Consider the following 14912-nt stretch of genomic DNA (forward strand, 5'->3'; position numbering starts at 1 on the left):
AGGGGGAGGCGTCCTCCAGAGCGGAACCGGCTGCCGAGCCGAACAGCCTCGCGCAGTTTGCGAGGCTTCCCGTAGTTGTTGCTGCGACTTTAGTCGCCGGTGACCGGCTGCACGCGGAACTTTCCATTCAGGCCGGCCACGCAAAACCTGTTCAACGCAAGCATCTGCAGGCCGAAGGATCTATCACGTCCCAGCACGTCAGTCGGGATGAAGCACCGGAGATTCGTCCGCGGCTCGGGATGATCGTCTCCGCATAAGGCTGGATACGCGAGCAGCAAACGAGGAGAGCGCGGACGGGAAATCATCCCCTCTCCGCGCTCTTTGCGTCTCCTGAATCCCAATCCACCGCGTGATCAACCTTCGGGGGTAAAGCCGACGCTGACGTGCGGCCTCGGCTATGGATCCTTCGGCCTGCAACCGCCCGTGCGGAGATAGAGACCGTGTGGGCGGCCTCAGGATGACGTCTCTCTGTGCGTTTATAAGGTACGGATGATTGCCAGATCCGGAATGCGAAACCGGTCTCATCTCCCTTCCGCGTGCAGCAGGCGGAAGACCTCGCGGACGGGGCGGCGCACGCCGTCGGGGCGGCGCCTCCAGAAGCGCGCGCCCGCGCCCTCCACGAAGCGCGCCTGCCGCTCCATCCGCTCCTCGTTCAGCACGTTCTTGGCGATCACGTAGCGCACGTCGCCCGTGGGGCCCAGGATCACCGTCGCGCCGCCGTACATCGGGAAGCCGCGACTCGCGTTGCGCCGCTGCGTGACCTCGGCCACCAGGTCGAACACCACCTGCCCGTCCGGGCCCACGCGCCGCGACGAGCGGATGGACTGCACGATCGGCAGCTCCACCGTGTCGCCCTTCAGCGCTTCGTCTCCCTGCGCGGCCAGGCCGAACTGGTCCAGGTTGTCGCGCACCATCATGCCCAGCGCGCACGCCTGCCGCCGCAGCTCGCCGGCCGACGAGGGGCGCCCCGGATCGCCGTCGAACTTGAGCTCGGCGAAGCTCAGCTTGTCCACCGGGCGGATCTCGCGCGCGGGGCGCTTCCAGCGCAGCTCGTCCTCGGCCAGGCTGCGCACGTGCGGCGGGTAGATGCCGTGCGCGCCGAACGCATCGATCCACGCCTCGCGGTAGCCCCACGGGTCGTCGGGAACCAGGTCGTAGTCGGCGGTCAGCACCGCGCGCAGGAACTCGCCCAGCGACAGGTCCACCGGCGGGCAGTAGTCGATGGCGCGGATGCAGACGGTGAGGAACTGGCTGGCCAGCTGGCTGGCCTCGTCGGCCAGCACCGCCTGCAGGTCGGCCGGGAGCTCGCCCTCGGGGAGGATGCCGGTGCCGGCGGTGGCCAGCCGCAGGTAGCGCTCCGTCTTCCGCTCGTACACGACCAGGAACGCGCTGAAGACGGCGGAGACGAGCACCGACCCCATGTCGTGCACCTCCAGGTCGGGCGCGTAGACGCTCGGCTTCACCCGCCCCTCGGCGTCCAGCGTGATCGCGCTGCGCAGCGCCTTGCCGTCCTTGCGGGTGGTGTGGCCGAACTGGCGGGCCAGGTCGGTGAGCAGCGCCGCGCGCCCCAGCCGGCCCGACGAGTGGCGGATGGCGGCGCGCACCACGTCGGGGTAGCTGAAGTGCTGGAAGATGGCCACCAGGTCCGCGAACCCCTCGTGGAACCCCAGCGCGTCGCCGCCGGTGGGAACGAGGAAGCGCGAGCGCAGCCCGTCGATCAGCGCGTGCGCCGTCTCGTGCGCCACCACGTCGTGCGACAGGCAGGTGAAGATGGTGCCGCCGGGCACGTTGCGCCCGGCGACCGGCCCGTCGGCCGTGAAGTAGCCGAAGCGCAGCACGCCGTCGCCCGGCTCGTACGCGGCGTTGCGCTCCTCGCCGCCGAAGGGGAGGACGCGCAGCCGCGTGCCCTGGTGCGCCGCGTCCTGCGGATGGGGATCGAACCCCCAGGGGACGTGGCGCCCCAGCGCGTGGCGGAAGGCGGCGTAGGTCAGGCTGGCCACCGCGTACACCATCTGCGCGTGGAAGCGCGGGTCGGCGGGCGACGGGTCGTAGCCGTTGCGGATGAGCACCGCGGGGGCGTCCAGCTCCGCCACGCGGTAGCGCTCGCCGGAGTCGCCGTCGCGCGGGGTGACGCGCAGCACGCTTCCGGCCGGGCCGGGCTCCAGCGGCTCGTAGGGAACGTTCACCACCGCGACCGCGCCCTCCAGCCGCGATGCGGCGGGGTCGAGCGTGTAGATGCGGAGCGGGCGGTAGAGCGGGTCGTCGGCCGCGCGCTCGTAGGGACGGACGGCGGCGCCGCGCTCCACGCCCGGGCCGATCTCGAAATCCTGGCCCACCCCGGGGCACTTCGCCTCCCCGTCGGGAAGGTCGGGCCCGCCGCCCTCGCGCATCTGGGCGATGGCGGCGGAGGCGGCGGGGGTGGAGTTCTGGGGGGCGTCGGGGAGCACGGCCACGGTCGTCACTCCCCGGCCGCGCGGCCGCCGCGGCTGCCCAGCAGCGTCCACCCGCGCGCGGCCTCGGGCGAGTCGAGCCCCGGATGCTGGCCGGGCGAGTCGCCGAACGCGGCCTCGATCTTCGCGCGGAACTGCAGGTTGGTGAGCCCCCCGCGCACCGCGGCGGACAGGAGCGGCACGGTGCGGCGGGTGAACACGCCGTGGCCGCTTTCCTCCATGGCTACCTCGTTGTCGCGGCAGGCGGAGAAGAGCACCGCGTTCAGGGCGTTCGCGCGGTGCAGGTCGCGCAGCCCCGGCCCGCGGCTGCCGCGGCTCGCGCGGCGGCGGCGGGCGTACTCGGCCAGCATCTCGGGCGTGGGGTCGATGTAGCGGGGCCTGATGTCTCCATCGCCCGCGGCCGCCATCTCCAGCGCCCGCACCAGCGTGGCGCGGAGCGCGGTCTGCGAGTGGCAGCAGTCGAAGAAGCAGGTGAGCGACGCGCCAGGGTTCATCCCCCCGATCATCCCGAACAGCTCGTCGTCGAGGATGCACGCGCCGTCGCCGAAGTCCACGGGGACGATCGCCTCGTCCTTGCGGTCGGTCTCGCCGTCTCCCGCGCCGCCGCCCTGGTCGCGGAACTGGGTGCCGTGGCCCGCGTACATCAGCACCCGCACGTCGCCCGGGCCGGCGCCGCGCACCAGCCGGCCGATGGCCGCGCGCATGGCGGCCTCGGTGGCGTCGCCGTCCTCCAGCATCTCCACCTCGAAGCCCAGCCGGGCGAGCTCCTCCTGCCACGCCCGCGCGTCGGCCACGCAGCCGTGCAGCGTGTTGGGCGCGGGATACGCGTTGATCCCCACGCAGAGCGCGCGCTTGGTCCCCCGCCCATCGCCCGTCTGCGGCTTCGCGGGCTTGGGACGCGAGGACGGCGGATCGTACGCGGACTGCGGCGGCGCGGGCTTCTTCTTGGGAGCCGGAGCGCCCACGCCGGGCCCGTCGCCGCCGACATCGCCGACATCGCCGACATCGCCGAGGTCGCCCAGGTCACCGCCGCCCATCCCCAGGCCGCCCGCGTCCTCGAAGGTGAAGTCGCGCTGCGCGGCCGCCGGGAAGGGGATGATCGCGTCGCCATCCCCCAGCTCCGCCACGCGGCGGAGGATGCTCTCCATGGTGGCCGCGTCGTTGTCGAAGCCGCCGTGGCTGGTGCTGCGGCTGGCGCTCCGGCCGTGCCCGGCCTTGGTGGGCGACCAGATCACCTCGTGCGGGCCGCCGTGCCCGCCCAGCCCCAGCAGCGCGGCCACCTCGGGATCGGCTCGGAGCGAGTCCTCGAGCCCCAGGATGGGGGTGCCGCGCTCGGCCTCCAGCGCGTAGTGGATGAGGTAGAGGAGCGACTTGCGGTAGATGCCGCCGCAGTTGTCGTCTTCCTCGAACTCGCGCAGCATGGTGTAGACGGTGAGCCGGTCCACGCCGCCGCCGGAGGCCAGGAGCGGCGGGATGCGGCGGACGAACTCGTCCATGCGCACCGCGGGCGCCAGGTAGTGCAGCGTGCGAAAGGCCGGCGCGCCCGCGTCCAGCGCCCTGGGGATGAAGACGCCGTGGAAGATGGAGCCCGCGCTGTGCCCGGCGGCGTGCAGCTCCACATGGTGCTCGCCGCGGCAGAACTCGGCCAGGCGCTCGGCCACGTACGCCGCCCCGCCGCGCTCGTCGACGGACGCCGCGGCGCTGTTCTTCATCCCGCCCCACACGGTGGGCCCGCCGGCGCGGTGCGCGACCTCTTCCAGCACGCGGTCCACGTTCAGCCCGCGGACGGCTTCCAGCGCGCGCGGGCGGCCGCGCAGCAGGTTCAGCAGCGTCTCCCAGATCCCCGTCTCCCAGATGAAGTAGATGGGGTAGACGTGGTTCCGCAGCCACCAGCCGTGCGTGAGCCGCGCGTAGTCGATCCCCCGCGCCTCGGAGACCAGCCCGCCGTGCGCCCAGAAGAGGATGCGCAGCGGGCGCCCCTCGCGCTGCGCCGCCTCCAGCGCGCGCGGCAGGTGCTCGCGGAAGATGGCGTCCACGTCGGCCGGGGTGGTGCGCATGATCCCCCGGTTGGAGAAGCGCCCCTGGTTCAGGTTCACCACGTGCGCGCGCAGCTCGGCCAGCTCGCCCGGCGTGAAGCTCACCCCGCGCGCGGCTTCGTCCTCCGCTCCATCACCGGGGTCGCCGCGATCGCGGGCGTCGCGGCCGGAGCCGTCGTAACCGGAGTCCGCGCAGGCGGCGTCGGCGCGGGGGCCGCAGTCGGGCTCGCCGTCGTCCTCGGGCGCGGGCTCCAGCGCGTCCGCGGCGAACGGGCGGGCGCCCGGGCCGCCGCGCGGCCACGTCCCGTCCGGCACGGCGCTGCTCATCCGCGACTCGGGGAACGGTCCCCCGCGCCCGGCGTCGGCGGCGAAGGCACGGGTGCCCTCCAGCTCGGCGCGGCGGGCGCGGACCTCGGCCAGGATCCCGGCCTTGCTGATCCCCGTTCCCGGGCAGGTCTTCTCGTCGGTGTACTCGCGGTGGAAGTGCAGCGAATCCACCGGCAGCCCGCACCTGATCTGCACGCGGGCGATGACGTCGATCACCGCGCGGCGCTGCTCGCCCTCCAGCCGCTCGTGCCCGCGGTCGAAGTCGCCCAGCGTCTCGAACATGAACACGCCGTCGTTGAAGCCGGTGGCGCTCGCGGGCGTGCGGTTCCAGTCGCGCCCCGTCCACACCGTGCCGTCGGGGGCGATGGTCAGGTGCTGGGCGATGTCGCTCCACCCCTTTTTCTGCGTGTGGTAGCGCCACATCTGCTCGATGCTGCCGCTGGCGTCTTTGGCGTAGTCGCGGCTGGTGGGCTCCTGCGTGTGGTGCATGTGCACGCGCGTGACCTTGCGCGTGAAGCGGAAGCGTGCGAGTTCGTCGGCGAACTGGTCGAGCTTCAGCTGGCGGAAGGGCTTCGGCATCGCGAGGGGCTCCGGGAGGCGGGATCGGATCGGAATCGGCATGAAAGTCCGGCGCGAAGACGTACATCTCTCACGCCGCCGCGGCCCGGATGCAAGCATCTCGTGCGCGGTAGGCGGACTTGGTCGGATGAATGGATGGCCGGGAGGCGGGACTTTACCTTGAAGGGCGGTACACGCATCGACAACTCCGGAATGCCCGCTGCGCAAGCCGGCGTCGCGCCAGGCAGTGTGAAGCCTGGCGCAATTTGCAAGCATCAAGTGGCCGTTCCAGTAACGTCAGAAAACGTCGCTGCTTCCTCGTTGTAAGGGAGCATCGCGCCGAGCCTCTAGAAGAGGGGGTGGAGACGGGTCGAGCCAGGAATGCGGCGGGCCCACTGTCCCGCGCGGGAGAGGTGCGGCAATGGGCCGAGCCTTATGGAACCTCACGTCAGGCGGGGTATACAAATGCGGATACTTCTCACTTCACGAATGGCATGGGTAACCACTCGGCTTGTGACGGTAGCTGTCACAGCCTCGCTTTGCGCATGCGCCGATGCAGTGACCGGCCCGGATCGCAGCCCCACTGGCTCGGCCAGGACGGAGTTTACGCTGCCCCGGAATCACCGCGACTGAATGTCGGTACGGCGGCGAGTACCCGAACTGCAAGGCGGCACCGACTACGCCGGGCGATGCGGGTGTCGCACCGACGCCGAGCAGCGATCCGGCGGCTCCGGGCAGCGGCGGCGGGGGTACAGCGCCTCCTCCGGATTCGAGCTACAGCGCACCATCGGATTCAACGAATGACCTCTCTGCGCGCAATTGTCCCCAAGTCCTGGGGGGCAAAGTCATCACAGCCGGGACCATTGTCGCGGGAATCCTGCACACGTTCAAGTTCGACGGAGAGATGACGCGCGTCAGTGCCGCGCCATCACCCGCGACGTATATCATCGCGCATCCTACGGTAAGCGAGGATGCGTGGTGGATCGCGGAGTCGGGCACGATCAAGGTCAACTGCTCGGGCGGGTACTCGCCGAACGCTTTCGGATTCCGGTTGTGGATCGGAACCGCTACCTATGCGGGACAAAGCGACCTGCACATGATCCGCGGTCCCCATCACCCGACAACTTACTGATAGGGAAAGAGCCCCGATGGCAGAGCGGCGGAATCAACTCGCGCTCCTTACGGAGGCCGAGTTGCGAGCGGCGCTGGAGATTGGCGGCACCCCGGAAACCGCTCGGGCCGTCGCCGCCCAGGTGTACGCCGTCCCGGCGGAGGAGCAGCACTTTTTTGAGTGGATTGACACCACCTTGATGTTCGCCTCGTGCGTCTCCGGCGAACTTTCGGAGCGAATCGCTGCCTTCTTCGGATCGACTCCCGAACTGCGGGCGCAGTTGGAGGAGCAACAACACGCGTTCAGGCAGTGGGTCGCGGGGCCGAAGTTTCAGGGCCCGGTTACACCGCTTGGTCTTGACGACGTAGTGTTCGATGTTCGTACTGAAGCAAGCGCGCGTGCCGAGCCGGCGGACGGTGAGGCGCCTACCGCGTAAAGAGCGTTCAGTTGCTGGCCGGCGCCCAGCCGATGTTCTCGACCGCGCGCTGCTTGCCGAGCGGCGGCAGGTCGCCGGGCGGGTAGAGCGAGAGCGACACGTCGCCGCGCACGGGGCGGTCGGCGTGCGATCCGTCGAACACGAGGGTGGCGATGAGCAGCGCGCCGTCCTCGCGCAGCCGCTCCTCGGCCTCGCTGCCGTGGACGGCCACGTGGTAGCCGCCGCCCGCCAGCCAGATCCCCGCTTTCGGGAGCACGCCGTGCCGCCACTTCGGGGTGATCCGGCGCTCTTCGTAGAACGAGTCCGGGATCAGCTTCTTGTCTTCCATCGGTCCTGAAAGCGCCTGTGTTTTTCGGGAGATGCGAGGCGTTCGGGTACACCGCTGCCACGCGCGATGTGCCCGCATCGCCCTCGATCTCGCGCGGAGACGCGGAGACGCAGAGAACTCCCCCGCGTCTCCGCGTCTCCGCGTGAGATCCCGGGATGGTGCGGCCGCGCGATGATATCCGATCCGGCGCGGGCCGTGCAGGCGCGTGCATCGTCCGAAATGCGTCCGGCGGTGTAGATTCGCGGATGCGCAGCCAGAGCCCGACCCGTCTTCGACCGATGCGACCGCTCGTGAGGCCGATCCTTTCGCCGTTCCCGTCATCCGCCGCGCTGGTGGCGATGCTGCTCTCCGCCGCGCCGCTCGCCGCGCAGACACGCGCCACGCAGGTGCGCGACATCGACGTCCGCGGCACGCACGCGCTGGGCGAAAGCCAGGTCCGCGCGGTGATCCAGACGCCGGAGCCGCGCTGCCGCTCGGTGTTCTACGCCCCCGCCTGCGCGCTGGGCGTCGGCGGAACGCGGACGCGCGCGCCGCTGGACACCATCCAGGTGCGGGAAGACGTGGCGCGGATCGACTCGCTCTACCAGGCGTGGGGCTACCTGGACGTCCGCACCACCAGCTCCATCACCCCGTCCGGAGACGGCGTGGAGGTCGCCTTCACCGTCGCCGAGGGCGAGCCGGTGCGCGTGCGGACCATCACCGTGCAGGGCTTCGACCTCATCCAGCCGCCCATCGCCCGGCCCGCGCTCGTCCTGCGGCCGGGCGACCCGTATTCCATCCCCCTCCTGCAGGCCTCCGAGCGGCGGCTGGCGAACGCGGCGGCCGAGCGCGGCTACGCCTTCGCCAGCGTGGAGGCGTCCGGCACCGTGGACCGCACGGCGCACCTGGCCGACGTGGTGCTCACCGTCGTCCCCGGCCCCGTCGCCGTCTTCGGCACCACGACGGTCGCCGCCGAGCCGCCGCTGCGCGAGCGCGACGTGCTTTCGCGGCTGGCGTACGAGCCCGGCGAGCGCTTCGCCCCGTCGCGCGTGCGGCGGACGCAGGAGCGGCTGTACGCGCTCCCCATCGTGCAGGAGGCGCGGGTGGAGCCCGTTCCCGCGGGCGGCGGCGACACCACGGTGAACCTGCGCGTGGCGGTGACGCCGACGCGCGTGGGCGCCTTCCAGCTGGAGGGCGTGGCGTCGTCCACCACCTGCATCGGCGCGCAGGGATACGCGTCCACCCGCTACGCCTTCGGGGCGCCGCGAGTGATCACCGTCTCCGCCGGCGGGTCGAACCTGCTGAACGCGCAGCTGCGCGGATTCCCCTGCACCGGCGGCGCGGGCGGCGAGTTCTCGCAGCCGGACTGGTTCGTGAGCGGCGAGTGGCGCGAGCCGGTGGGCGCGGAGACGTGGCTGCTGGTGAACGCCGCCGTCCGCCGCGAGTCCAGCCCCCGCGCCTACGCCCGCCGCGGCGTGGACGGACGGCTGGCGCTGGCGCGGCACGTGGCGACGGGGATCGACGTGGTCGCCGGCATCCGCCCCGAGCGCGGCAACAGCGAGTCCGACGAGGCCTTCTTCTGCGGCGTCTACGGCGCCTGCTCGCCGTCCGAGCTCGCGCCGCTGACGGCGGCGACCACGATCATCCCCGCGGAGCTGGAGGTGTCGTGGCAGCCGCCCGGCGCGCGGCGGACCACGTTCGGGCCGGTGGAGGGGCCGGCGTGGGACGTGGCGGTGCCGCTCTGGTTCTATGGAGCGCGCCTCTCCCTTTCCGGCGCGCCCGAGGGCGCGGGGTCGGACGTCGGGTACGCGCGGGCGGTGGCGCAGGGGAACGTGGCGCGGCGGCTGGGCGCGCGCACCGAGGTGGCCGCGCGGGCGAGAGTCGGCGTGCTGGCGGGGGGAGGCGGGAGGCTGCCGCCGCACCTGCGGCTCTTCGGCGGCGGGCCGCTGGGGGTGCGCGGCGTTCCCGCCAACCTGCTGGGCCCCCGGCTGCTGGAGGCCGACACCGCGCGCCTCCCCGCCGGATGCACGCTGGTGGCCGGCGGCTGCGACGGCGTGCGCGTGGGGAGCGACACCGTGGGCGTGCGGTCGACCGGCGGAACGGCGGTGGTGGAGACGAGCGCCGAGGCGCGGTGGTGGGCGGCGCGGCGGGTGATGCTGGCCGCGTTCGTGGACTGGGGCGCGGTGCGCGCGTCGCCGCTGGACGGCGCGCCGGCCGCGGTGCGGCGCACCGAGTCGCTGGCGACGCCGGGGGTCGGCGTGCAGGTGGTGACGTCGTTCGGCGCGGTGCGCGTGGACGCGGCGTACGATCCGTCGCCCGCGCGGCGGTATCCGCTGCTGGCGCGCGACCCGTCGGGCAGCGGCTACCTGTTCCTGGGCGACGCCGTGTACGACCCGTACGGCGGCGCCACCGGCTGGTCCGCCTTCCGCCGCCGCATCCAGCTGCAGCTGACGATGGGGGGGATGTTCTAGGGCATCGCATCCCCGATTTTGTCGTGGGAACCCGATTTTGTCGTGGGAAAATGCCACTGAAGTGGCGGCTACAACGGCACGCAGTCCGCCTTCGCGGACTTCACATCGGCCACGCCGAACCGGCGGTGCGTTCACCTCGATGATGCAGGGCCCACGCGGAGAGGCGGAGGCGCGGAGGAGTTCTCTGCGTCTCCGCGTCTCCGCGTGAGATCCAGCGATGCTAGTCGACCCCGGCGCGTACTTTCGTACTCCCGTACTTTCGTACTTCCCGCCCGTTGCCGGCGATGAGGTCCGCGATGCCGGCCAGGATGCGCGGCAGCTCCGGGCCGCCGGGCGCGGCCAGATAGCGCGGCCGCCACTCCGCGCCGAAGCGCTCCTTGTAGCGCCGCAGCCCGTGCAGGTCGCGGAAGTGCTCGCCGTGGCGGAACACGAGCGCGCCCGCGCGCGGCGACACGTCGGGCGCGGCCAGCCCCGCGAGCGGCGCCATCCCCAGGCTCAGCTCGCGCCAGCCGTTCGCCCTGCCCCACAGCATCAGCTCCACCAGCAGGAACTCCATGATCCCCGGCGGCGCGGCGCGCGACCAGCGCACCAGGTCCACCGCCAGCTCCGTTCCCTCCGCCGCCGGCCACACCGTCGCGAAGGCGATCACCTTCCCCCCCAGCCGCGCCACGGCGTGCGGGAAGTTGGCGAGGTACGCGGGATCGAAGCGCCCCATCGCGAATCCCATCTCCCGCGCCTTGCGCCGCGCCAGCCACTCGTCGGACACCGCCTTCAGCTCGGGGACCAGAGCCGCGACGCCCTCCGCCGGCACCAGCTCGAAGCTGACGCCGTGGCGGTGCGCCTGCCTCCAGGCGCGGCGCGGGTGGCGGCGCTCGTCGCCCTCCAGCGAGAAGCCGGGGAGCTCCACCACCGCCTCCTCGCCCAGCTTGATCAGCGCCAGCCCCATGTCGGCGTACAGCGGGCGCGTTTCCGCCGCCGTCTCGTAGAACACCGGCGCCGCCCCGCGCCGGTCGGCCTCCTCGCGGAAGCGCCAGACCAGCTCCTCGTGCTCCTCCGCCGGCCCCACCGGGTCGCCCAGCGCCACCCAGCTGCGCCCGGTGACGCCGAACATCAGGAACGCCGTCCGCGCGGGGTTGAACATCAGCGGCTTGTCGCCCAGCAGCGCCAGGTTCGCGTCCGCGCGCGGGGAGAGTGCGACGATCGCCCGCGCCGCCGCGAGCTCGTCCTCCGCCGGCGGCTTCGGCTCGGCGTGCGGCGAGCGCGCCAGGTGGGCGACGCCGAACGCGACGAGGACGGCGGACATGGCCACCAGCGCGCGCATGAAGCGCGGCGCGTCGGCCTCCCACCCGAACGTGGTCCACAGCCCGGCGTTGTACTCCACGTGCTTGTACGCGAAGAAGCCCACCCACACCGCGGCGATCAGGATCACCCCCGCCGCCACCAGCCACCCCGGCGTGAACGGCTCCTGCAGCACCGGCACGCGGCGGTGGAAGCGGCGGCGGCTCACCAGCATCGCGATCAGCATCGCGGCCAGCGCGGCGGCCTCCTCCCAGTCCAGCCCCTTCAGCAGCGTGAAGAGGATCCCCGCCGCCATCATCCCCACCGCCAGCCGCCACGCGGCCGCCAGCCGCATCTGCACCCCGCGCGCGAGCAGGAGCAGCATCACCCCCACCACCGCCGTGAGCAGGTGCGCCGGCTCGCTCACCACGAGGGGGACGACGCGGCGGAAGGTGCCCAGCCGGTCCTGGTCCAGCGGCGTGGCCACGGAGAAAAGGAGGATCGCCCCGCCCACGAAGGTCGCGATCGCCAGCACCTGCGGCGCCTGCGCCGAGAACCAGCCGGCCATCGGCTCGGGCCCCGCCACGCGCGTCTTCAGCCGCCGCAGCTCGTGCCCCGCCAGCGTGAGGACGGCGAGGCCGAGGGGGAGAAGGTAGTAGACCGCGCGGTACGCCAGCAGCGCGCCGACCACCTGCGGCGCGGGGATGCGCTGGGTGAGGAAGTAGAGGAGGACCGATTCGAAGACGCCCAGCCCGCCGGGGACGTGGCTGGCGTGGCCCAGGATCTGGCCGGCCAGGAAGATGCCGAAGAACGAGGTGAAGCTGGGCGCGTTGGGCGGCAGCAGCGCGTACATCACCCACGCCGCCAGCACCCAGTCCAGCGACGACGACACCACCTGCGCCACCGCCATCCAGAACGACGGCAGCTCGATGCGCACCCCGCGGATGGCGATGCGCGTCCCCAGCGCCGACAGGACCAGGTAGGCGGCCAGGACGACGATCATCAGCCACCCCAGCGGCCGCAGCCACGCGGGGTCGACGGGAAAGTCGGGCGGCAGCTTCGGCGGGTCCAGCGCGAACGAGAGCCCGCCGACCGACAGCACGCCCAGCCAGAAGGTGGTGCTGTAGAAGCCGATGATGCGCGCGATCTCGCCCGGCGTGAGCCCCCAGCGCGAGTACATCCGGTAGCGCAGCGGCGCGCCGGTGAGCAGCGGGAACCCCAGCGTCATGCTGATCCCGTAGCCCACCAGCGACGCCATGGCGATGCGCAGGTACGACAGCTTGCGCCGCACGTAGCGCACGCCCAGCGCGTCGTACAGCGTCATCACCGCGTAGCTCACCAGCGTGAGCGCCACCGCCAGCAGCAGCCGCGAGTGCGGCAGGTTGCGCAGCTCGCGCTTCAGGTCGGCGTAGTGGTAGTTGCGCAGCTCGCGGTGCAGCAGCCACAGCGCGAACGCGAACAGCGCGATGCCGAACAGCGGCGTGAGCGCGTGCAGCCGCTGCAGCCCCGATTTCCTCTTGTGCTTGCCCAGGTTCGCGTCGCGGGTGAAGGGTCCGGTGCGTGGGGATGGAAAAATCCGCGCCGAAGCCTCCAAGCGCCAGCGGGAAGCACGCTGCATCGTCCCGGCCGCTCACCCGAATTGCCTCCGAAGAGGAGACGTCATCCTGAGGCCGGCCACACCGCAACCTGCGTCTGCGCCAGACGTTGCCGGCCAAAGGATCCATACTCTCCAAGCACGTGATTTCGGGATTTCACGCCAACCGCCGGCATAATCCTTCGAAAGAACGGGAGGCATCACTCGCGCGATCGCCGCTGACGTGCTGGACCGGCGATAGATCCTTCGGCCTGCAAGCGCTTGCCCCGATTCTGGTTGCAGCGTGGCCGGCCTCAGGATGACGTCTTTGGGTCAGGCGCGGGTAAGACGTTCAGGGACGATGCGGACGACGCCAAACCCAGTACCCACGCGGAGTTCTCCCCCCTTCTCCTGCTGTCGGCGCGCAGCGCCCCCGCGGATCTCGTCCCACATCCAATCCCCCCTCGCACGCCCCCTGCATTCGCTCATCGATGTCATTCGGTGATGAACCGGTGGGTGATTGGATTTCGGCAGATTCAGGAGATGCGATGCGGGGAGCGGCGGCGCGGCGGGCGCGGGTGGAAACGGCGGCGGATGCGGCGGAGGAGGTGCTGGAGGCGTACGAGCGCTGGCTCGCACGCTTCCGCGAGGTCACGCGCCGCTCCCGCACACGCTTCCTGAACCGCGAGTGGCGCGAGTGGCAGGAAGACGCCGCCGAGCGGCTGGACCTGTACGCCGCCGCCGTAGCCGGCGCGGTCGAGCGGCTGCGCGGCGCGGAGATCGACGGCGCCCGCGCGCGCGACCGCTTCGCCGCGGAGATCGGCGCGCGGCCCGACGCAGAGATCGCGGAGACGTTCTACAACTCGGTGATGCGCCGCGTCCTGTCCATCGTCGGCGTGGAGCCGGCGCTCGAGTTCACCGCCGCGGCCGACGGCGTGGCGCACCCGGAGGCGGGCGTGGAGCCCGTCCACCGCGAGTGCGCGGACGGCCCGCTGTCGGCGGAGATGGTCGCGGCGCTCTTCCGCGCGACGGAGCTGGCCGGGCGCTTCGCCGACCTGCGCGGCGACGCGGAGGCGTGCGAGCGCGCGGCGCGGCACCAGCTCGGCGCGGACGCGGAGCGCGTGCGCGGCGCGGACGCGCTGCCGTTCCTCTTCTACCGCAACAAGGCGGCGTATCTCGTCGCCCGGCTGCGGCTGGAGGGCGGCGAGGTGCGGCCGCTCGTCATCCCCCTGGTGAACGGCGAGCGCGGCGTGCGCCCGGACGCGGTGCTCACCACGCCGGACGAGGTGCACGTCGTCTTCTCCTTCGCCCGCTCGTACTTCCACGCCGACACCGATCGCCCCGCGGCGGCGATCGACTTCCTGCGCACGCTGATGCCGGCCAAGCCGCTCCACGAGCTGTACACCACGCTGGGCCACAACAAGCACGGGAAGACGGAGCTCTATCGCGAGCTGGTCCGCCAGCTCGCGCGCGGCGACGTGCGCTTCGAGCCGGCGGAGGGGATCCGGGGGCTGGTGATGTGCGTCTTCACCCTTCCCGAGTACGCCGTGGTCTTCAAGGTCATCCGCGACCGGTTCGGTGCCAGCAAGACGGGGACGCACGAGACGGTGAAGGAGAAATACCGCCTGGTCTTCCGCATGGACCGCGTGGGCCGGCTGGTGGACGCGCAGGAGTTCGAGGACCTCACCTTTCCGCGCGACCGCTTCGCCCCCGCGGTGCTGGACGAGCTGCGCGCCGAGGCCACCGGCTCCATCCGCGACGACGGGCGGCGCGTCGTGGTCCGCCACCTCTACACCGAGCGCAAGCTGCGCCCGCTGGACCTCTTCTGCCGCGAGTCCGACGCGGAGGCGGCCGCCGCGGCGATCGTGGACTACGGCAACGCCATCAAGGACCTGGCGTGCGCCAACATCTTCCCCGGCGACCTGCTGATGAAGAATTTCGGCGTGTCGCGCCACGGGCGGGTGATCTTCTACGACTACGACGAGCTGGCGCTGCTCACCGCCGTCCGCTTCCGCTCCATCCCCACCGCGCGGTACGAGGAGGACGAGATGTCGGCCGACGCGTGGTTCTCGGTGAACGAGGGCGACGTCTTCCCCGAGGAGTTCGTCCCCTTCCTCGTACCCGCCGGGCCGTTGCGCGAGGTGTTCATGGACGCGCACCGCGACCTGTTCACCGTCCGCTTCTGGCGCGAGATCCAGGAGCGCCAGAAGGCCGGCGAGGTCCCCGATTTCTTCCCCTACCCCCAGAGCCGCCGCCTCAAGAACCTGTGACTCGCGCTCGCCTCGTGGCGGCGCGGATCAAGACCCTTGAAGAGTACAAAGGGAACGATTATCATAGGGGCGTTCGGTTTTCGTTCGACGTCCAC

At 71.8% G+C, this 14912-nt stretch carries 8 protein-coding genes; 4 read left to right on the top strand and 4 right to left on the bottom strand.

Translation table 11 applies throughout. The features are described from left to right. Positions 1–257: hypothetical protein (locus VLK66_RS17460; RefSeq protein ID WP_325310739.1), on the top strand; the 257-nt coding region annotated here is incomplete at its 5' end. 264 nt (positions 258–521) lie between these two features. Here the strand turns inward: VLK66_RS17460 and VLK66_RS17465 are convergent. Together VLK66_RS17465 and VLK66_RS17470 are read right to left on the bottom strand one after the other, a co-directional pair. Next, positions 522–2462: a hypothetical protein gene (locus VLK66_RS17465; RefSeq protein ID WP_325310740.1), complete on the bottom strand. Its 1941-nt coding sequence runs from the start codon at positions 2460–2462 to the stop codon at positions 522–524. Next, positions 2459–5392, bottom strand: a complete 2934-nt coding sequence (locus tag VLK66_RS17470) for a caspase family protein (RefSeq protein WP_325310741.1) — start codon at positions 5390–5392, stop codon at positions 2459–2461. Before VLK66_RS17470 ends, VLK66_RS17465 begins: the two co-directional genes overlap by 4 nt. Positions 5393–6519: 1127 nt before the next feature. Here VLK66_RS17470 and VLK66_RS17475 point away from each other — a divergent pair. Then, entirely contained in the window at positions 6520–6918 is a 399-nt protein-coding gene (locus tag VLK66_RS17475; RefSeq protein WP_325310742.1) for a hypothetical protein, read from the top strand. A gap of 7 nt (positions 6919–6925) precedes the next feature. On the opposite strand, the gene VLK66_RS17480 is transcribed toward VLK66_RS17475, so the two are convergent. Beyond that, complete coding sequence (locus VLK66_RS17480; protein WP_325310743.1) at positions 6926–7246, bottom strand: hypothetical protein; 321 nt, start codon at positions 7244–7246, stop codon at positions 6926–6928. Positions 7247–7536: 290 nt separating this feature from the next. On the opposite strand from VLK66_RS17480, the gene VLK66_RS17485 reads away from it, so the two are divergent. Then, positions 7537–9696 (top strand): BamA/OMP85 family outer membrane protein, encoded by a 2160-nt coding sequence (locus tag VLK66_RS17485; RefSeq protein ID WP_325310744.1) that lies wholly within the window; start codon positions 7537–7539, stop codon positions 9694–9696. A gap of 220 nt (positions 9697–9916) precedes the next feature. Here the strand turns inward: VLK66_RS17485 and mprF are convergent, their stop codons facing one another. Next, the gene (gene mprF, locus VLK66_RS17490) at positions 9917–12592 is read right to left on the bottom strand and encodes a bifunctional lysylphosphatidylglycerol flippase/synthetase MprF (RefSeq protein WP_325310745.1); all 2676 of its coding nucleotides are present in this window, start codon (positions 12590–12592) and stop codon (positions 9917–9919) included. A gap of 503 nt (positions 12593–13095) precedes the next feature. Here mprF and aceK point away from each other — a divergent pair. Further along, positions 13096–14817, top strand: a complete 1722-nt coding sequence (aceK, locus tag VLK66_RS17495) for a bifunctional isocitrate dehydrogenase kinase/phosphatase (protein WP_325310746.1) — start codon at positions 13096–13098, stop codon at positions 14815–14817. The last annotated feature ends 95 nt before the right edge of the window (positions 14818–14912 follow it).

Source organism: Longimicrobium sp., from assembly GCF_035474595.1.
In the GTDB taxonomy this organism is placed as follows: domain Bacteria; phylum Gemmatimonadota; class Gemmatimonadetes; order Longimicrobiales; family Longimicrobiaceae; genus Longimicrobium.